This window comes from Methylobacterium sp. FW306-05-D, assembly GCF_058782155.1.
The window spans coordinates 25,530-44,144 of sequence record NZ_JBYSXL010000024.1 but is presented as its reverse complement, the minus strand read 5'-3'; the positions used below and the strand labels follow the sequence as shown (position 1 = coordinate 44,144).

At 68.7% G+C, this 18,615-nt stretch carries 23 protein-coding genes; 7 read left to right on the top strand and 16 right to left on the bottom strand.

The window, feature by feature from the left end:
* Positions 1-193: 193 nt before the first annotated feature.
* The 3 genes from ppdK to AC3WLN_RS10840 form a co-directional block, all read right to left on the bottom strand.
* Complete coding sequence (gene ppdK / locus AC3WLN_RS10850) at positions 194-2,866, bottom strand: pyruvate, phosphate dikinase (RefSeq protein ID WP_492481122.1); 2,673 nt, start codon at positions 2,864-2,866, stop codon at positions 194-196.
* A 146-nt stretch (positions 2,867-3,012) separates the two neighbouring features.
* Positions 3,013-3,165: a DUF3096 domain-containing protein gene (locus AC3WLN_RS10845; protein ID WP_463769065.1), complete on the bottom strand. Its 153-nt coding sequence runs from the start codon at positions 3,163-3,165 to the stop codon at positions 3,013-3,015.
* Positions 3,166-3,214: 49 nt separating this feature from the next.
* The gene (locus AC3WLN_RS10840; RefSeq protein WP_463769067.1) at positions 3,215-3,856 is read right to left on the bottom strand and encodes a L,D-transpeptidase; all 642 of its coding nucleotides are present in this window, start codon (positions 3,854-3,856) and stop codon (positions 3,215-3,217) included.
* A 246-nt stretch (positions 3,857-4,102) separates the two neighbouring features.
* On the opposite strand from AC3WLN_RS10840, the gene AC3WLN_RS10835 reads away from it, so the two are divergent.
* Positions 4,103-4,546 carry a VOC family protein gene (locus AC3WLN_RS10835; protein WP_492481119.1) on the top strand — a complete coding sequence of 148 codons (444 nt, stop codon included), beginning with the start codon at positions 4,103-4,105 and terminating at the stop codon, positions 4,544-4,546.
* Positions 4,547-4,568: 22 nt separating this feature from the next.
* Here AC3WLN_RS10835 and AC3WLN_RS10830 read toward each other — a convergent pair whose 3' ends face one another.
* Positions 4,569-5,012, bottom strand: a complete 444-nt coding sequence (locus tag AC3WLN_RS10830; protein ID WP_492481117.1) for a cyclic nucleotide-binding domain-containing protein — start codon at positions 5,010-5,012, stop codon at positions 4,569-4,571.
* Between the two features lie 281 nt (positions 5,013-5,293).
* Between AC3WLN_RS10830 and AC3WLN_RS10825 the strand changes: the two genes are divergently transcribed.
* The gene (locus tag AC3WLN_RS10825; protein ID WP_103709258.1) at positions 5,294-5,488 is read left to right on the top strand and encodes a con-10 family general stress protein; all 195 of its coding nucleotides are present in this window, start codon (positions 5,294-5,296) and stop codon (positions 5,486-5,488) included.
* 943 nt (positions 5,489-6,431) lie between these two features.
* Here the strand turns inward: AC3WLN_RS10825 and AC3WLN_RS10820 are convergent.
* Positions 6,432-7,235 carry a response regulator gene (locus tag AC3WLN_RS10820; protein ID WP_492481158.1) on the bottom strand — a complete coding sequence of 268 codons (804 nt, stop codon included), beginning with the start codon at positions 7,233-7,235 and terminating at the stop codon, positions 6,432-6,434.
* 147 nt (positions 7,236-7,382) lie between these two features.
* Here AC3WLN_RS10820 and AC3WLN_RS10815 point away from each other — a divergent pair, with 147 nt between their 5' ends.
* Entirely contained in the window at positions 7,383-7,640 is a 258-nt protein-coding gene (locus AC3WLN_RS10815) for a NepR family anti-sigma factor (protein ID WP_492481115.1), read from the top strand.
* Positions 7,641-7,768: 128 nt separating this feature from the next.
* Here AC3WLN_RS10815 and AC3WLN_RS10810 read toward each other — a convergent pair whose 3' ends face one another.
* From AC3WLN_RS10810 to AC3WLN_RS10770, 9 genes are all read right to left on the bottom strand, one after another.
* Entirely contained in the window at positions 7,769-7,945 is a 177-nt protein-coding gene (locus tag AC3WLN_RS10810; protein ID WP_003599466.1) for a DUF1328 domain-containing protein, read from the bottom strand.
* A gap of 171 nt (positions 7,946-8,116) precedes the next feature.
* Positions 8,117-8,317 (bottom strand): hypothetical protein, encoded by a 201-nt coding sequence (locus AC3WLN_RS10805; RefSeq protein ID WP_492481111.1) that lies wholly within the window; start codon positions 8,315-8,317, stop codon positions 8,117-8,119.
* Positions 8,318-8,470: 153 nt separating this feature from the next.
* Entirely contained in the window at positions 8,471-9,667 is a 1,197-nt protein-coding gene (locus AC3WLN_RS10800; RefSeq protein WP_492481109.1) for an alpha/beta hydrolase, read from the bottom strand.
* 139 nt (positions 9,668-9,806) lie between these two features.
* Entirely contained in the window at positions 9,807-10,028 is a 222-nt protein-coding gene (locus AC3WLN_RS10795) for a hypothetical protein (protein ID WP_492481107.1), read from the bottom strand.
* A gap of 72 nt (positions 10,029-10,100) precedes the next feature.
* Positions 10,101-10,541, bottom strand: coding sequence for a response regulator (locus tag AC3WLN_RS10790; RefSeq protein ID WP_492481105.1), 441 nt, complete (start codon positions 10,539-10,541; stop codon positions 10,101-10,103).
* A gap of 154 nt (positions 10,542-10,695) precedes the next feature.
* The gene (locus tag AC3WLN_RS10785) at positions 10,696-11,592 is read right to left on the bottom strand and encodes a dienelactone hydrolase family protein (protein WP_492481103.1); all 897 of its coding nucleotides are present in this window, start codon (positions 11,590-11,592) and stop codon (positions 10,696-10,698) included.
* Positions 11,593-11,671: 79 nt separating this feature from the next.
* A complete protein-coding gene (locus tag AC3WLN_RS10780; RefSeq protein WP_492481101.1) occupies positions 11,672-12,157 on the bottom strand; it encodes a hypothetical protein in 486 nt (161 codons plus the stop codon).
* Positions 12,158-12,308: 151 nt separating this feature from the next.
* A complete protein-coding gene (locus AC3WLN_RS10775; protein WP_492481156.1) occupies positions 12,309-12,746 on the bottom strand; it encodes a DUF192 domain-containing protein in 438 nt (145 codons plus the stop codon).
* Positions 12,747-12,820: 74 nt separating this feature from the next.
* The gene (locus AC3WLN_RS10770) at positions 12,821-13,327 is read right to left on the bottom strand and encodes a cold-shock protein (protein ID WP_463780562.1); all 507 of its coding nucleotides are present in this window, start codon (positions 13,325-13,327) and stop codon (positions 12,821-12,823) included.
* A 416-nt stretch (positions 13,328-13,743) separates the two neighbouring features.
* Between AC3WLN_RS10770 and AC3WLN_RS10765 the strand changes: the two genes are divergently transcribed.
* Positions 13,744-14,730, top strand: coding sequence for an acetyltransferase domain-containing protein (locus tag AC3WLN_RS10765; RefSeq protein WP_492481153.1), 987 nt, complete (start codon positions 13,744-13,746; stop codon positions 14,728-14,730).
* 25 nt (positions 14,731-14,755) lie between these two features.
* On the opposite strand, the gene efp is transcribed toward AC3WLN_RS10765, so the two are convergent.
* The gene (gene efp, locus AC3WLN_RS10760) at positions 14,756-15,322 is read right to left on the bottom strand and encodes an elongation factor P (protein WP_056474694.1); all 567 of its coding nucleotides are present in this window, start codon (positions 15,320-15,322) and stop codon (positions 14,756-14,758) included.
* A gap of 183 nt (positions 15,323-15,505) precedes the next feature.
* Here efp and epmA point away from each other — a divergent pair, with 183 nt between their 5' ends.
* The 3 genes from epmA to AC3WLN_RS10745 all read left to right on the top strand — a co-directional run bounded on the left by epmA (position 15,506) and on the right by AC3WLN_RS10745 (position 18,172).
* Positions 15,506-16,558, top strand: coding sequence for an EF-P lysine aminoacylase EpmA (gene epmA / locus AC3WLN_RS10755; RefSeq protein WP_492481099.1), 1,053 nt, complete (start codon positions 15,506-15,508; stop codon positions 16,556-16,558).
* The gene (locus AC3WLN_RS10750) at positions 16,555-17,607 is read left to right on the top strand and encodes a lysine-2,3-aminomutase-like protein (RefSeq protein ID WP_492481097.1); all 1,053 of its coding nucleotides are present in this window, start codon (positions 16,555-16,557) and stop codon (positions 17,605-17,607) included. Before epmA ends, AC3WLN_RS10750 begins: the two co-directional genes overlap by 4 nt.
* A gap of 115 nt (positions 17,608-17,722) precedes the next feature.
* Complete coding sequence (locus AC3WLN_RS10745) at positions 17,723-18,172, top strand: Tellurite resistance protein TerB (protein ID WP_463769095.1); 450 nt, start codon at positions 17,723-17,725, stop codon at positions 18,170-18,172.
* A gap of 3 nt (positions 18,173-18,175) precedes the next feature.
* On the opposite strand, the gene AC3WLN_RS10740 is transcribed toward AC3WLN_RS10745, so the two are convergent.
* Positions 18,176-18,568: a phage holin family protein gene (locus tag AC3WLN_RS10740; RefSeq protein ID WP_463769097.1), complete on the bottom strand. Its 393-nt coding sequence runs from the start codon at positions 18,566-18,568 to the stop codon at positions 18,176-18,178.
* Positions 18,569-18,615: the final 47 nt, after the last annotated feature.

Genomic DNA, 18,615 nt, shown 5'->3' with positions numbered 1-18,615 from the left:
GGCGATCCCACGCGTTGGCTGCCGCCCCTGTGAGCAGGCTCGCCTGCGCGCAACGGTCTGGCACTAGCACTGAACGTGCCCGCGCGTCATCGGTTCGCCGCGTTTTCGACAATTTGTTGAACAGGTCGTTTCACCCCCGTGGGGGGGGGGGCGCGGGGCCGCCCCGGACGGGGGTTCGGTGGGGCGTCCAGGCCTACTTGGCGGCCTTCGCGGCCAGGGCGGCCTGGGCCGCCGCGAGACGGGCGATCGGCACCCGGTAGGGCGAGCACGACACGTAGTCGAGGCCGACCTCCTGGCAGAAGCCGATCGAGGCCGGATCACCGCCGTGCTCGCCGCAGATGCCGAGCTTGATGTCGGGACGGACCGCACGGCCGCGCTCGACGCCGATGCGCACGAGCTCGCCGACGCCTTCCTGATCGATGCTGATGAAGGGATCGGCCGCGAGGATACCCTTCTGGGTGTAGGCGCCGAGGAAGGTCGCGGCATCGTCGCGGGAAATGCCGAGGGCCGTCTGGGTCAGGTCGTTGGTGCCGAAGGAGAAGAACTCCGCGGTCTCGGCGATGTCGCCGGCCCGCAGCGCGGCCCGGGGCAGCTCGATCATCGTGCCTACCTGATAATCAACGATGCTGCCGGTTTCGGCAGCGACTGCCTTCGCCATGGCATCGATGCGCGCCTTGACGATGTCGAACTCCATCTTCGTGAACACGAGCGGCACCATCACCTCCGGGGTGACGGGAGCGCCCGTCTCCTTGGCGGCCTGGACGGCGGCCTCGAAGATGGCCCGGGCCTGCATCTCGGCGATCTCCGGGAAGGCGATGGCGAGGCGGCAGCCGCGGAAGCCGAGCATCGGGTTGAACTCGTGCAGTTCCGTCATGCGGCGGCGCAGCTTGTCCTCCGACACTCCGGTGCTGGTGGCGACGTCGCGCACCTCCTCGTCGGTGTGCGGCAGGAACTCGTGCAGCGGCGGATCGAGCAGGCGGATCGTGACGGGCAGGCCCGACATGATCGTGAACAGCTCGACGAAGTCCTGGCGCTGGTAGGGCAGGATCTTGGCCAGCGCCGCACGGCGGCCCTCCACGTCGTCGGCGAGGATCATCTCGCGCACGGCGACGATGCGGTCGCCCTCGAAGAACATGTGCTCGGTCCGGCACAGGCCGATGCCCTCGGCGCCGAAGTTGCGCGCGGCGCGGGCATCGGTCGGGGTGTCGGCATTGGTGCGGACCTTCATGGTGCGCACCTTGTCGGCCCAGCCCATGAGGGTGGCGAACTCACCCGACAGGGAGGGCTCCAGCATCGCGACCTCGCCGAGGAGGACCTGACCCGTCGAGCCGTCGATGGTGATCTTGTCGCCGGCCTTCAGGGTGGTGCCGGCGACCGAGAGGGTGCCGGCCTTGTAGTCGACGCGGATCGAGCCGACGCCCGACACGCAGGGCTTGCCCATGCCGCGGGCCACCACGGCCGCGTGGCTGGTCATGCCGCCGCGGGTGGTGAGGATGCCCTCGGAGGCGTGCATGCCGTGGATGTCCTCGGGCGAGGTCTCCACGCGCACGAGGATACACTTGCGCTCGGCCTTGCGGGCGGCCTCGGCATCCTCGGAGTTGAAGACGATCTCGCCCGTGGCGGCGCCCGGCGAGGCCGGCAGGCCGGAGGCGATGACCTTGCGCTCGGCCTTCGGGTCGATGGTCGGGTGCAGCAGCTGGTCGAGGGCGGCGGGCTCGACGCGGCCGATCGCCTCCTCCTCGGTGATCAGGCCTTCCGCCGCGAGATCGACGGCGATGCGCAGGGCCGCCTTGGCGGTGCGCTTGCCGTTGCGGGTCTGGAGCATCCAGAGCTTGCCCGACTCGATGGTGAACTCCATGTCCTGCATGTCGCGGTAATGGGTCTCGAGGAGGCCGTAGATCCGCACCAGCTCGGCGTAGGAGTCGGGCATCGCCAGCTCCATCGAGGGGCGGTCGGATTTGGCCTCGATGCGGGCCTTCTCGGTGATGTCCTGCGGGGTGCGGATGCCCGCCACCACGTCTTCCCCTTGCGCGTTGATCAGGAACTCGCCGTAGAGGGCGCGCTCGCCGGTGGACGGGTTGCGGGTGAAGGCGACGCCGGTGGCCGAGGTGTCGCCCATGTTGCCGAACACCATGGCCTGGACGTTGACGGCCGTGCCCCAGCTCTCCGGGATGTTGTTCAACTCACGGTACTTCTTGGCGCGCGGGATCATCCAGGAATCGAACACCGCGCCGATCGCGCCCCAGAGCTGATCCTCCGGCGCCTGCGGGAAGTCCGAGCCGTGCTCGGCCTTCACGATGGCCTTGTACTTGGTGACGAGCTGCTTCCAGTCCTCGGCCCCGAGTTCGGTGTCGAGGCTGACGCCCTTGCCTTCCTTGTAGTGCTCCAGCGCCTCCTCGAAGGCGTGGTGCTCCACGCCGAGGACGACGTTGGAATACATGGTGATGAAGCGGCGGTAGGAATCGTAGGCGAAGCGCGGATCGCCGGCGCCCTGCGCCAGGGCCTCGACGGTAACGTCGTTCAGGCCGAGGTTGAGCACGGTGTCCATCATGCCCGGCATCGAGGCGCGGGCGCCCGAGCGGACCGAGACGAGGAGCGGGTTCTCCGGGTCGCCGAAGCCGCGGCCGGTGAGCGCGCCGACGGCGTCGAGGGCGGCCTTGACCTCGCTCTTCAGCTCCTCCGGATAGCGCTGTCCGTGATCGTAATAGTAGGTGCAGACTTCGGTCGTGATGGTGAAGCCGGGAGGAACCGGAAGGCCGAGATTCGACATTTCCGCGAGGTTCGCGCCCTTCCCGCCCAGGAGGTTGCGCATGGACGACTGGCCCTCGGCCTTGCCGTCACCGAAGGAGTAGACCCACTTGCCCATCTGTATCCGTCCGCTTGCAGGAGTGAACACTGCCCCATGCCTAACACGGCGGGTTGGACCATCTCTTGCTGCAACGCAAGATGAACGGGTCTCCCAAGCGAGGACAGCGTGACGGTTCGGCCCCGCTGTAACGGAGCCGCCGGCGGTCAGCCGAGCGAGCGGAAGACCCCGAGACCGATCAGCCCGACGAGGATCAGGTAGATCGCCACGATGAAGTTCAGCAACCGCGGCACGATGAGGATCAGCACGCCGGCGGCCAGGGCGATGACGGGCTGAAGGCTGGAGATCGTGATGGTCATAGGGCGCGCTCCGGTACGGCTTCAGGACTTGAGTAAGCGGCGAGGCGGCTCAGACGCGGTACTTTCCGTTGCGCTTCACCAGGACCTGCGTGCCGACGGGGACGCGCTCGTAGAGATCGACGATGTCCTCGTTGAGCATGCGCACGCAGCCCGACGACATCTGCTCGCCGATGCTCCAGGGCTCGTTGGTGCCGTGGATGCGGAACAGGATGTCGCGGTTGCCCTGGTAGAGATAGAGGGCGCGGGCGCCGAGGGGATTGTCGACGCCGCCCTTGCGGGTGCGCGGTAGGTCCGGGTTGAGGGAGACCATGGTGGTGGTCGGGCTCCAGTCCGGCCAGACGCCCTTGCGTCCGACCCGAGCCTGGCCCTTCCACGAGAAGCCGAGCTTGCCGACGCCGACGCCGTACTGCACGGCCGTGCCGTCCTCCTGCACCAGGGCGAGCTGGCGGTTGTCGATGTCGACCACGATCGTGCCGGGCTTCTCCGGCCCGGTGTAGCGCACCACCTGCCGGCGATACTTCGGGTCGAGCCGGGTCTTGTCGACCAGCGGCACGTCGTAGGGCTTGTCCGGCATCGTGCCGGTATACCAGGCCGCCTCGTCGTCCTGCGCCAGGTTCACGGGGCCGCGCGACTGGCACGCCGCGAGGGGTGCGATCAGGATCAGGCCGAGGGCTAGGCGGCGGGAAGGCATGGACAGCTCCACGTTTCGACGCGTCGGGGGACGGCTCTGCCCCCTGACTACCGCTCCCGGGCCGCCGACGTTGTGTCATTCCCGCCGCAGTGAGGCTGTCGCGTATCGGCGCAGCGCGCCGGCGCTGCACGATCGGGCCGGCGCAGCGGCGACCGCCGAACCCGTCTTCCCCGCGCGCATTGCATCGGTCGAGCCGGGGTTCCATGATCGGCCCGGGCCGCCATGGGCCTCAGGGTGCGAGCCAAGATGGTCGACACGCAGGTGCTTTCCGAGATCGATGCCGGCGCGGCCCTGGCGGGTCTCGCTCCGGCGGTGCACCTCGACCATTGCGTCATCCACGTCACCGATTGGGAGCGCTCGAACGCCTTCTACCGCGACGTGATGGGGGCCGAGATCATCCCGCGGGGTTCGGCCTTCGCCTACCGATTCGGCGGCGTGCAGCTGAACGTGCATGGACCGGGCGTGAGCGCGACCCCGCTGGCCAAGCATCCCGTGATGCCAGGCAACAGCGACCTCTGCTTCCGCTGGTCCGGCACCATCGAGCAGGCCGCCGACCATCTCGCGTCGCTCGGCGTCCCCGTGGAGCTCGGCCCCGTCGAGCGCAACGGCGCGGCCGGTGCCGGAATCAGCCTCTACTTCCGCGACCCGGACGGCTCGCTGATGGAATTCATCACCTATCCGGAACCCTGAGGGGCGGTCGCCTCCGGGCGCGTCAGCCCTGGCTCTGGGCGAGCTGCTGGTTGGTCTGTTCGAGCCGAAGCGCCAGTTCGCGCATCACCGCGATCGCGATGGGCGGGAACTGCGCCAGCAGTTCGAGGAAGACGGTGCGGTCGATCCGCAGGGCCATGGCCGGGTCCACGGCGGCGACGGTGGCCGAGCGCGGCTGATCGGCGAGGATGCCCATCTCGCCCACGAGGGCGTTCGCGCCAAGGAGGGCCAGCCGGAACGGGCCCTGAGGTCCCTCGATGGAGACTTCCGCCGAGCCTTCGAGGAGCAGGTAGGCGGCGTCGGCCGCATCGCCCCGGGCGAAGAGCTGCTGGCCCGCCTCGAAATGTACCCGCTCGCTGGTGAAGGCCAGGAGCTTGAGGCGCGACGGCTCGACGCCGCGAAACAGCGGCACCTGGCGCAGGGACGAAACCTCGGTCTCGAGGGTCATGGGACGGGCTCCAGCGGCGCGACGTCCCTCCGGGCACGGCACGATCCTCGCGCATCCAATGCGGGTCGCGACGCCTTTGTCCAGACCTCGGGTGTTCGGCGTCCGTCGCCCGGCGCCTCCGATCCGCCCGGCCGAGCGAAGTGAGCCGCCAGATCTAACGGTTAAGCTTAAATTAATCGCCAATCTTGAGGGCAGCGACTGCTCGCTCAGCCATCAGATGAGGAACCATCGATATTGGCAAAGGTTGTCTTGGCAGTGAACGCAAAGCTGAGGAGGCGCTGATGGCATCAGGAAATTCCACCTCGAAGCGAGGTTTCGCATCGATGGACCTCGAACGGCAGCGGGAAATCGCGAGCAAGGGCGGTCGCAGCGTACCGGCGGAGAAGCGCTCCTTCTCCCAGGATCGCGAGCTCGCCTCGAATGCCGGCCGCAAGGGCGGCCAGTCGAGCGGTTCCGGCCGTCCCGGCGAAGAGTAGCATTGTCCAAGGCGCGCGACCCGAGCGGTCGCGCGCCTTTCCCTTTCTGTCGACGCAAACGAAAACGCCCCGTCCAGCTGGATCGGGGCGTTTTCGTCTGTATCGGCCGAAGGCCGTCGGTTCAGGTCATGCACCGGCCCGGAACCATGCGGCGCGCTTCCGGCCCGGCGAGGGAGCTGATGGAGCGCTCGCACCCCTCCTGCAGGGGCTTGCGCATGCGGGGCATCTCCTTGTCGCTCGCGGTCCGCCCTAGCGCCGGCGTGGCCGGCGCCGGCCGGGACGATGCGCTCGGCACGGAGGCCAGATGGACATGTCCGGCCGTGGCCGGAACGACACGACCCCCGGATGGATCCCGTGAGGATATCGCGACGGTGGGCTTCGCCGGGGGCGCCCACTGATCGGCGGCTTCACGTACGGTCGGCTGTATCAGCATCGTCAAGATGGCGGCCGGTCCACTCACGCTGAGAAAGAAGCCAGACCGGGACATTGTCGTAATCTCCGCGCAGAGCTTGACAGGTTGTCACGTCAACGCGGATCGAAAACAACGGTTCCTTAACCCTTCTGAACTGGATATCCAGTCCTTACGGAATTGAATCGCATTCTCTTGATCGATCCTCCCTGAAGGCAGCGCAGGCTCATGGCGTGGCGAAAATGCATCGCCGAAGGGAAAAATTCGGAGAGATGGGTCGTCGGCCGGAACCGTACCGGCTGCCTGCCGTTGATCAAGCACCCGGCCGCCTGGTCCTCCCCCGCATTCCCCTTGTGCATTGGCCGGAACCTTTCGACGGGTCGGATGATTTCCGACCCGTTTTTTTGTGTCCGCGATTCAGCCGGTCGTTCCAGCCGGTTCGGCCACGAAAAAACCCCGGCCTCTCGACCGGGGTTCATCGGCGTCCGGTGATGCGGAGATCCGGCCCCGAGGACGCGCCGGATAGGGTGCGGATCAGGCGGACTTCGCCTCGCGGCGACGGGCGCTCTGCTGGAAGAACAGAGCCTGACTGATCACCGCCGAGACGTTCGCCGGCTGGAACGGCTTGGCGATGAGGAAGGCGGGCTCCGGCCGCTCACCGGTGAGGAAGCGCTCCGGATACGCGGTGATGAAGATCACCGGCACTTCGAAGGTCTTCAGGAGGTCGTTGACCGCATCGAGGCCGGAGCTGCCGTCCGCGAGCTGAATGTCGGCCAGGATCAGGCCCGGGCGAGTGCCGCCGGAAGCGATCTTGATCGCCTCGGTGCGGGTGCGCGCGACGCCGATAACGTTGTGGCCGAGGCCTTCCACCAGCGCCTCGAGGTCCATCGCGATCAGAGGCTCGTCCTCGATGATCAGGATGTCGGTCGCCATGTCGGCCGCGAGTTCGCGTCCGGCTTCGTCCACGAGATCGCGGACCTGACTGACGTCGACGTCGAGAATGATCGCGGCATCCTCTTCCGAGAAGCCTTCGAGACAGGAAAGCAGGAAGGCTTGGCGCGGCAGCGGCGTGATCTGGCCGAGGCGGACCTCCGCCGGAAGATCGTGCTGAACCTGCTCGCTCTGGCCGTTCACCGAGAGCGAATTCCAGATGCGGGTGAAGACGCGGAAGAGATCGGCCTTCACATTCGAGCTGCGACCGAGCGTTTCAGGCTCGTTCACCAGGGTCTCGAGCGTGGCCGCCACGTAGGCGTCGCCAGCAACCTGGCTGCCGGTCAGCGCCCGCGCATAACGGCGCAGGTACGGCAGATGCTGAACGACGAGTTGAGCTGTCGACATTATATCCCCTTGGCTTTGCCGTTCTCTCGGGCGCCTCCGCCACAACGCGGAATGCAGGGCTCCGTTCCGCCGGCCGGGAACCGATTGTTCATAGCAGCGTTGCAGGTGCAGCCATGGCCTATGTGAAGCCGCAAAACAATCGCGGCGATGTCGCTTGTCGACATCCAAGGGGACCGACGTATGGACGATAACGGATCGGGTCCCGGCTCCTCACCCGAGGAGCCCGACCCGAAGGCAGAGAGCTTTGTGTCCGGGCAAGGCCTAAGCGATCATACCCAGAAGCGGATCGGGCACCATCTCCGGGCCATGTACGACACCATCGTGCAGCAGCCGGTGCCGGACCGCTTTCGCGACCTGATCGCGAAGCTCGACGCCTCGACGCCGGGTTCCGACCCCCAAGCCTGAGCATTCCTCGCAGCGATCCGCACACGCTCGAGGCGACGCTGCGGTCTCGCGGGACGACAAGGAAAAAGGGCCGCTCATCGCGAGCGGCCCTTTTCATATCTCAGGTGGTCGGCAGGTGCCGGCCCGTGTCAGAGCGTCGGCGAACGACCACGCATCAGGCCGATGACGGCCGAGATGGCGAACAGAACGATGGCGACGAAGAACACGAGCTTCGCGGCTTCCATCGCCGTGCCGGCGATACCACCGAAGCCAAGCAGCGCCGCGACGAGGGCGACGACCAGGAACGTTACGGCCCATCCGAGCATGTGACTCAACCCTTCATCAAGTACGGTGCAGCATCGGCTGCGACCTCATGACAGCATAACGCCAAGTTAGGACGAGGGTTCCTGTGCCGGCCACAGGATTGCCACGTTTTCCGCAGGCCCCGAAGCCGGGGTTCGACTCTGTTTTTTCGGTGGATTGGGCGCGGGCCGCGATCAGACGGTCTTGCGCCGCGTGGCCCGCCGCCAGGCGAGACCGGCAACGGCCAGCGCGAGGCCGTATTGCGCGAACCCGTTCTCCGACAGGTCGCCAACGGACCCGTAGAGCTGAAGCAGGAGGCGCGTCAGCCCATTCAGCGTGATCAGCGCAGCGCAGAACAGCGCGGAGGCGGCGAGCAGGGCGATGAAATCGGGCATGGCGGAGCGTCCGGTGAACCCGGATTGGACGACGCAAGGCTTGCGCCAGCCTTCTCGAGCGGGCGTTTGGGAAAGCGAGCTCGGGCAGCGGGCCCCCGCTTTCCCCGGCGCGACTCAGGTCGACCCATCGGCCAAAGCCGACACCCGCCCCGATCAGGGGCGGCGCGACGAGGCGGGCTTCGGGTGCGGCGTGCCGGCGGCCGGAGCTGCCGCCGGGGTGGCCGGATGCGCCGCGGGCGCGCGTACCGACTCGACGACAAGCCGCTTGACCGGCCAGCCGTCGGCCCAGCGCTCCATGTCGCTGAAGCGTGGATTGCCCTTCAGCGCGGTGGCATCGACCCCGGCGAAAGCGGCGCTCGCGGCGAGATCGAAGGTCTTCCAGTAGGCCAGGTAATCCAGGCTGTCGGCGCGGGCATTGTTGATCTGGGAGACCAAGGTGGTCTGCTCGCCCGTGAGCGCCATGTCGGGCGACCACTTGAAGGGCGGCGCTGGCTGCTTCGGATCGCGCGGCGGCTCTGGCGGCAGCTTGATCGCCGCGCCGTCATAAGCCGCGTCCACGGCGGCGGGCGAGGTCAGCGTGGCGGCCAGGGCGGGAAAGCCGTGATCGTCCGAGAGGGCGCGCACGAAGAGCTTGCGCTCGCTCGGTACGGCGCTGGCCTCCCGCAGGAGGCGGCGACCCGCGAGGTCGGCGGCACGCGCATCGCGATCGCCGATGACGGTGATGACCAGGGTCTCGGGCGCGATCCGGGCAAGGTCATGCAGGACGATGCCGCGGGCGCGGGCATCGCTGGCGATACCGCCCGGCATGAGGGCGAAGATCAGCCGCGGCGTGGGCAGGCCCTGCTCGGCGGCGTCGGCCGCGATGTTGGCGGCGATGGGAGCGCCCGCCAGATGGCCGATGACCGCGACCCGCTTCAGGTCGGGCTTGGCGTCGGCGTCGCTCGCCAAGTCGGACAGCGTCGACTTGAGAATGCGCTCGGCGATGGCGCTCGCTTCCGACGGGCGCGTCCGATTGAGATCCTGGAAGCGCGGGAAGACGACGAGCGATCCGGACCGGGCGAGATGATCGATCCAGCCGCCATAGGCCTGCGGATTGGAGGCGCCCCAGGCATGTAGGAAGACGACCACCGGGCGACCCTCTGCCGGTGCCGCGCCCGCCTTGTAGAACACGAAGCTGCCGGCCCCGACCTTGCCGAGGCCGCGCTTCACGATGGTCGCCGCGCGGTCGCCGACGCCGCCGGGACCCTCGGCGGGCTGGTTCGGTGGGGCGGCCGCGGCGCCCGGCGGGACCAACGCCAGCAACGCGACGAGGCCCAATGCAGCGGCGCCGAGACTCGAATGGAAACGCATGGACAGTCCGATGGCGCGGCCCGTGAGCTTCGGAGGCCAGTCCTCGCGAAGCACGGATCAGAGATGATCCGGACCATACGGTAATCCGGCGTGCCTGAGTGCGGTATTCCCGCCGCACTGGGGAGCCGGAATGCGGCTCTCAGTGGTTGGATTGATTGCGACGAGCGTCGATCATCGCCGCGAGGCGCATCAGATCACCGGGCTGGTCCGCATCGGTCACCGAAACGTAGATGTCGCGAAGACTGTTTCCGAGGGTCTGCAGCATCCTCTCGTCCGAAAGGCCGGTGAGGGATGACCAGGCTTCATCCGGGCGCTCAGCGCGGACCGTTTGGGCAAAGTTCATCGTCGGCTTTCGGGCCATCGCTTGGCCTCTCGATCATGGGACACCGGTCAACGGGCTCGCGACCCGAAGTTTCCATTGATCTATGATAATTTAATTGCCCCGAACCGGCGAGCCGATGACGTCCGGTCCGGAGGCTCCCCCATCCGCGCGGCCGGCCGCCTCCTCGACCCAGGCCAGGATGTCGGCGGCGCGCCAGGGCTTCGGGATGAAGGTCGCCGAGACGCGCAGGTCGCTCGGCTGGTCGCCGGCATCGCCCGAGGTCAGCAGGACCCGGACGCGCGGCCAGGTCACCCCGATGATGCGGGCCAGCTCGAACCCGCCGATCGGGCCGGGCGTGCGGACGTCGGAGAAGACGACGCTGACTTCGTCGCCCCGGTCGTTCAGGATCGCGAGGGCGCGCTCGGCCGTCTCGGCCTCGATCACCCGGAATCCGGTTTCTTCCAGAAGCTCGGCCGCGAGGAAGCGCTCGTCTGGCTCGTCCTCGACGACGAGGATCACGGGTCGAGAGTCAGACGGGATCACAGCACTCATGGGTCCGGTACGCTCTTCGGGCCAGAACGGCGGGCCAAGTGCAATCTTGCGCCACGGAGGCGCGAAGCTGTCAATGTGGCCGAACCGACCAATAACCCCGAACCGGCGCCGCACCGCCCCGTTGTGCTTTCGGTGTCACGCTTTCACGAGCTTCTTAGCCAACACCGTGGGACTTCAGAAAGGCTAGGGCGCGAGACCAACCATCCTTGGCATCGGCTTCACGGTAGCTCGGCCGATAATCCGCGTGAAATCCATGCGGTGCGTCGGGATAGATGACGAGTTCCACGGACTTGCCGGCGGCCTTCGCCTTGTCGCGCGCCGCTTCCACGTCCCGGACCGGAATGCCCGTATCGGCCCCGCCGTAGAGGCACAGGAGCGGGGCGTTGATCTCTGCCGCCACGTCCAGGCCCGTTCGCGGCTGGATCTCCGTGCGTTCGCCGCCGACCGGTCCGTACCAGGCGACGCCCGCCTTCAGGTCCTTGCGGTGGGCGGCATAGAGCCAGACGCCGCGCCCGCCCCGGCACCAGCCCATCGTGCCGATCCGCGCCGGGTCGCCGGACGCGGACGAGACGGCCCAGCTCGCCGCGGCATCGAGATCGGCGATGCACTGGACGTCCGGCGTCTTCGAGATGATGTCGCGGATGATGACCTTGGCATCGGTCATGGTCGAGAGATCGCCCTGTCGGGCGTAGAGCTCCGGGGCGACGGCGCAGTAGCCGGCCTTGGCGAGGCGGCGGCAGATGTCCTTGATGTAGTCGTGGACGCCGAAGATCTCCTCGATGACGAGGATGACGGGGAACGGCCCCTCCCCCTTCGGCATCGCCCGGTATCCCGGCATCGGCCCGTCCGCGGCCGGAATCTTCACCTCGCCGGCCTCGATGCCCTCGGCATCGGTCCGGATCACCTGCGCCTCGACGGCGCTCGTCGCGAGGGTCAGGCCGGTCATCAGGCTCGTCATCACGAAGCCGCGTCGCGAGAAGGGAGGCGTCAGGAGCCCGTCGAGACCGTCGAGCGGTGCGTCGTCAGGGCGGTGATCCGACGTGTTCGGCATGGCGTTCCCGGGGCGATCCGAAGGGGGCGATCGAGGATCGCACCCCGGAAGCTAGGGCATCGGCCCGCGCCGAACAGCCTCAGAGGGCGACCCGTTGGCGCGCGGACTCGCCTGCCCGCAAGTCGGCCGCCGAGCCGATGCGCCGCGCCGCGAGCCGAGACTCGGCCGCCGGATTGCGCTTCCGGGCCACTCCGGAACCCACCGGCTTCGGCCGGACGAGATCGCCGAGAGCCACGAAGCCCGCATCGCTCCGGCGCGCGCCCGCTCCGGCCACCAGCCCGAAGGCGACCGCGAAGGATTGGGAGAGGCCGGCATCCGGTGCGACGCCGAAGGCCGCCAATGCGGCGAGGAACGCCTCGCGGAAGCTGCGCGGCGTGCACCAGCTCTTCTCCGCCAGGTGCATCGGCCATTCCCAGAGGTCACCCCGCCGCATGGCGATCGCGTTCCGGGCGATGAAGTAGCCGGTCTCGCGATGCTCCAGGCCGTCGAGAGCCACGCGCCAATCCGCGTTCTCGAACAGGACCTGAGCGGTCGGGCACGCGTCGTCCAGAGGCAGGTCGAACATGATGTCCCCTCGTCGCCAGCTCCGAGCGGCCGATTGGCCGTCCCGAAATGGATCAGAACATTGAGGGAACAGTGGTGGCAAACCGAACCAGCGTCAAGCCTTTGTTCTCGGTGTGTTCGAGAAAGCCGCAGCGCTGCTCATGAGGTGCCGCTCAACGGGGCTTCCGCTCGAACAGCGCGTGCTCGACCCGGTCCCCGGCATGGATGCGAAGCCGCGCCGCCGTTCCGGCATTGAGTTCCAGAACGGAGAGAACCGGCTCGTTCGAGGGAATGACCTTGGTCGAGAGCGGCTCGGTGTCGGCGGCGATCTTGGCGATGGTTCCGTCGGCGCGGATGAACAGCATGTCGAGGGGCAGGTAGGTGTTCTTCATCCACATGGCCACGGGAGCCGAGGCCTGGAAGTCGAACAGCATGCCATGGTCGGGCGCCATGCCGCGGCGATACATCAGGCCCCGCGAGCGCTCCGCATCGGTCCGCATCACCTCGACGGCGAAGACGTGGCGCCCCTCGCGTCCGACGATGCTCAGGGGCTCGGTGGGCCCGGAGGCCGCGTCCTGCGCGGCCGCCTGCCGAGAGAGGATCAGGCCCATCAGGGCAAAGGCGAGGAGCGCGCGAAATCCCGCGCGCCAGTCGATCAAACGTCGCGTAACCACCGGACCATCCGTCAATGTGAGGCGGGCAGCGCACCGTCGAGCAGCCGGACTTCGGCGGCCATCTTGCCCTTGGAACCATCGCCGTAGCGGACCAGAACGGTCTCGCCCGGCTTGAGTTCGGCGATCCCGTAGCGGCGAAGCGTCTCCATGTGAACGAAGATGTCCGGCGTCCCGTCGCCGCGGCTCAGGAAGCCGAAGCCGCGCAGGCGGTTGAACCACTTCACCACCGCGGTCTCGAGGCCGCTGGTCGGCGTCACGGTGACGTGGGTGCGCGGCAGCGGCAGTTCGGAGGGGTGGAGCGCGGTGGACTGGTCGAGGGAGATGACCCGGAAGGCCTGCCAGCCGCGGGGCCGCTCCGTCGCCTCCACGACGACGCGCGCGCCCTCGCTGGCGCTCTGATGACCGTCCCGGCGCAGGCAGGTGATGTGCAGGAGGACGTCGGCCGAGCCGTCGTCGGGCACGATGAAGCCGAAGCCCTTGGCCACGTCGAACCACTTGATCCGGCCCGAAACCTCCATGAGGTCGAGTGGCCGTTGCGCCTCGGCGCCCTGGCCTTCGACGGCGCGGTTGTCGTCCTGCTCTCCCGACGAACGACGCCCGAGCGGGCCTGAACCGAAATCGTCAGACATGTAAGCAACCCACACCGAATCACGTCACGCGACCCGCACGAGAGATTAACAAAGTCATGACTCGGCGGAAGCCCGTTTGGCGGTCGGTGCCGGACTTCGATGCCGCATTGTTCGGCAGGGCGGTTCGCGGGCAACAGCCCGGAGCACGCGAGCGTGGTGCAACCTCCCGCGGGCTTGATGAATTTTTATGCCGCAGCAGGTATCGTTCAAAAATTGTTAGGCATTGCAGCGGGAAGCGTCGGCGGCCGGCCGAGAAATGTGCGGCGTCGCGACGACGGGCGAACGATGCTAGGGGCTGCGCGATGATGCGCCCGTCTCCCCCATCCGTCGCGCCCCGGTCCCGATACGCGATCCTCGACGCGGCGCGCGGCGTCGCCCTCGCGGCCATGGCGCTCTACCATGCGACCTGGGATCTCGGTGCCCTGCGGCTTACGCCCGAGAATTATGCGCTGATCCCGCCGGGCCGGCTCGCCGCGCACGGCATCGCGGGCAGCTTCCTGATCCTCGTCGGCATCGGCCTCGTCCTGATGAACGGCGAGGGTTTCGCGGCCCGGCCGTTCCTCCTGCGGCTGGCCCGGATCGCCGGCGCGGCGGGTCTCGTCACCGTCGCCACCCTGATCACCGATCCGTCGAGCTACATCTTCTTCGGAATCCTGCACTGCATCGCCGTCTCGAGCGTGCTGGCCCTGCCCTTCGTGCGGTTCCTGCCGGGCTGGGCCGCCATCCTCGGTGCGGCGCTCGTGGTGGCCGGCCCGCACCTGATCTCGGGCGGCATCCTCGACGCCCCCGCCCTGTCCTTCGTCGGCCTCGGACGCGGTACGCCGCAGACCAACGACTACGTCCCGCTGTTTCCCTGGTTCGGGCTGGTCCTCATCGGCGTCGCGGCGGCTCTCTACGGCCTACCCGCCTTTCACCGCTCGCGCCTCGCGGGCTGGTCGCCCGCCGGGGCGACGCCGCGGGGGCTCGCCTGGGCCGGGCGTCACAGCCTGGCGATCTACCTCATTCACCAGCCGGTCCTGATGGCGTTGCTCACGGGGGTCGTCAACCTCACGGGGCCGCACCCGCAGGCGGGGGTGGCCGAGTTCCGGGCCCTCTACGTGCGCAACTGCGTCGCCACCGGCGGAGAGGCCGAGGCCTGCGGCCGGGCGGCGGCCTGCGTCTCGGATGCCTTCCGCCGGGAGAATCTCTGGGCGGACAAGCCGCGCAGCTTCACCGCCGAGGAGCGCCTGCGGGCCCAGGGGCTGTCGCAGGGCTGCTACGAGGCGGCGGAGGGAACGGCGCCGGCGCCGTGAGCCGGCCTCCGCTCCCGAGCGTCCCTCAGTCCTTGGCGCGCTCCACGTAGGAGCCGTCCTCGGTCATGATCACCACGCGGGTGCCGACGGCGATGTGCGGCGGTACCGCGGTGCGCACGCCGTTGGAGAGGATCGCGGGCTTGTAGGACGAGGAGGCCGTCTGGCCCTTCATCGCCGGCTCGGTCTCGGTGACTTCGAGCACGACGCGCTGCGGGAGCTCGAGGGTCAGCGCCACGCCGTTATGGGTCGAGACCATCACCGCCATGCCTTCCTGCAGGTACGGCGCGGCACTGCCGACGACGTCCTTGGGGATCGCGACCTGATCGTAGTTCTCGGGGTTCATGAAGTGGAAGCCCTCGCCGTCCTCGTAGAGGAAGGTGTGCTCCCGATCCTCGACGAAGGCCCGCTCGACCGATTCGGTGGTGCGGTAGCGCTCAGACACCTTCACGCCATCGGTGATGCGGCGCATGTCGAGCTGAGTCACCGGGGTGCCCTTGCCGGGGTGGATGTTCTCGACCGTCAGGATGACGTAGAGCTTGCCATCCTTGTCGACGACGTTGCCCTTGCGGAGCGTAGAGGCGATCACCTTCACGGGGTCTGGTCCTGCTGTGTTCGTAGGGAAAAACGGACTTGGCGCCCCGACGCGGATCTCTCCGCGGGAGCGACATCTTGGTCCCGCCACTAACCTATCCGCGCCACCGTTGCCAGTCGCACCGCGAGACGGCACTCCCGAGTCGTCGATTTCCGGTCTGAAGCAGGTCGCAAAGCTCGCCGCATGAACACCCCCTCCCCCTGGTGGGCGCCCCATCGCCACGCCGACCGCCGGCCGGCCCTGATGGCGCGCAACCGCATCGTCGCGGCATTCCGCGCGCATTTCGCGGCGGCCGGCTTCGTCGAGGTCGAGGCCGCCGCGCTGCAGGTGTCGCCGGGCAACGAGGCGCATCTCTCCGCCTTCGCCACCGAGGCTCTGGGACCGGACGGATCGCGGCTCCCGCTCTACCTGCACACGTCGCCGGAATTCGCCTGCAAGAAGCTCCTCGCCGCCGGTGAGCCGCGCCTCGTCAGCTTCGCCCGCGTCTACCGCAACCGCGAGCGCGGACCCCTGCATCACCCGGAATTCACCATGCTGGAATGGTACCGGGCCGGGGCCGACTACACCGCGCTGATGCGCGACGGCGCCGATCTCCTGGCGCTCGCCGCCGAGACGGCCGGCGTTTCGGCCCTGCGCTATCGCGGCCGCACGGCCGATCCGTTCGCGGCCTTCGAGCGCGTGACCCTGGCCGAGGCCTTCGCCGAGCGGGCCGGGATCGACCTTCTCGCCACCGTCGACCGCGACGGCGCGACCGATCGCGACGGGCTCGCGGCGGCCGTGGCCGGGGCGGGGCTCAGGGTCGCGGACGACGACACCTGGGCCGACCTGTTCAGCCGGGTGCTGGTGGCGCGGATCGAGCCGCATCTCGGGCTCGGACGCCCCACCATCCTGTACGAGTATCCCGTCAGCGAAGCGGCGCTGGCCCGGCCGAGCCCGCGCGATCCGCGCGTGGCCGAGCGCTTCGAGCTCTATGCCTGCGGCGTCGAGCTCGCGAACGCCTTCGGCGAACTGACCGATGCCGAGGAGCAGCGGCGGCGCTTCACCCTGGAGATGGCCGAGAAGGCGCGCGTCTACGGCGAGAGCTATCCGATCGACGAGGATTTTCTCGACGCCCTGGCGGTGATGCCGGAAGCGAGCGGCATCGCCCTCGGCCTCGATCGCCTCATGATGCTCGCAACCGATGCGCGCCACATCGAGGATGTGCTCTGGACGCCGGTGGCGGGGGCCGTGCCATGAGCGCGCCCCTGCGCCGGCCGGCCGACCTCGTCCGCGCCGGGCTCGCGGCCCCCGGCGATCTCGCCGCGCTGGAGGCGGTGGCGGCGCGCTACGCCGTCTCGGTCACGCCCGACATGGCCGACCTGATCGACCCGCACGATCCCGCGGACCCGATCGCCCGGCAGTTCCTGCCCCGGGCCGAGGAACTGGTGACCCGGGCGGGGGAGGAGGCCGACCCGATCGGGGATGCGGCCCACAGCCCCCTGCCCGGTCTCGTCCACCGCTACCCGGACCGGGTGCTCCTGAAGCCGCTGCATGTCTGCCCGGTCTATTGCCGGTTCTGCTTCCGGCGCGAGATGGTCGGGCCGGAAGGACTCGGGACCCTGAGCGAGGCCGAGCTCGCCCGGGCCTTCGCCTATATCGCCGAGCGGCCGGAGATCTGGGAGGTGGTGGTCACGGGCGGCGACCCCTTCGCGCTGGCGGCGCGCCGGCTCGGCCGGATCGCTGCGGCGCTCGCGGCGATCCCGCACGTGCGGGTTCTGCGCCTCCACACCCGGGTTCCGGTGGTGGCCCCGGACACGGTCGACGCGGATCTCATCGCCGCCCTGAAGCGCTTCGCCGGCGCGGTGTTCGTGGCGCTGCACGCCAACCATCCGCGGGAATTCACGCCGGCGGCCTGCGCGGCGGTGGCGCGCCTCGTCGATGCCGGCATCCCGATGGTGAGCCAGACCGTGCTGCTCGCCGGGATCAACGACGATCCGGAGACCTTGTCCCTGCTGATGCGGCGCTTCGTCGAGAACCGGATCAAGCCGTATTATCTGCATCACGGCGACCTCGCCCCCGGGACCGGCCACCTGCGCACCGAGCTCGCCGCCGGCCGCGACCTCGTCCGGTCCCTGCGCGGACGGCTTTCGGGCCTGGCCCAGCCGCTCTACGTCCTCGACATCCCCGGCGGACACGGCAAGGTCCCGGCCGGACCCGACTACCTGGAGGAGTCCGGGACCGGGTGGCGCGTGACCGATCCGCAGGGCGCCGTCCACGATTATCCGCCCGGGCCGCGCCGCCCTTGAGGCGCCGCCCCGTGCGTTGACACGCCTTCGGCGGCAAGCTTTTGATGCCAAAACCGTATGGCGGGGCGGTCCGGCGGGACCCGAGCCCCCTTTGGCGAGATCTTCGGGGATCGGGATGGGTGTGTTTCAGGAGTTCGTCGGGCGCTTCTCCCAGACCATGGGCGCCTACCTCGGCGACAGGCCGCTGATGGAGGCGGCGGTCTCGGCCTCGGCCAACGTCATCCTGGCGGATTACGAGATCGACGAGGAGGAGATCGAGGCGGCGCTGGCCGGCATGCGCGCCAACCCGATCCTCGAGCGCGGCTACGACACCCTGAAGCTGGAGGCCGAGCTGTTCGAGGGGATCGCCCGCGCCCGCACCCGCGCCGGCCGCGCCGAGAACCTGAACTTCGTCGCCGCCATCGCGGAGCGCGAGATCGGACAGCGCACCAGTGTGTTCCTCATCGCCGCGGATGTCGCCGATCAGGCCGGGATCAGCGAACCGGAGCACGCCGCCCTGGCCGAGATCGCCGCGGCGCTCGGGGTCGACAAGGACGCGCTCCTCGGCACGGCGCACAAGGCCTGAGGCTCAGTCGGCGACGCGGCCGGTCACGAGGGCGGCGTCCTTCTCCACCTGGCGCTCGAAGCGGCGCGGCAGCAGGTTGGAGCGGTCCATCCGGCGCAGGCCCAGCACCATCAGGACGAGGGCGATCGCGGCGAAGGGCGCCCCGACGATCAGCGCCGCCAGGATCTCCGATCCGATCAGGGCGGCGATCCCCTTCACCAGCGCCACGAACAGCATCACCAGGGCGGCGACCACCAGGGTGAGCGCGGTCCCGAACCGGGCGACGAGGCCGAGGATCGCCCGGATGTTCCCGTCGGTCTCCCGGCGCATCAGCTCGAGTTCCTGTCCGACGAGGTCGCCGCCATGGCGCAGGCCCTCGCTGATCAGGCGGGCAAGGCTCGGCGTCGGTCGTGCCATCGGGTCGGGTCCTCTTCGTCATCGGGGTGGGCTCCGCGAGCACGGGA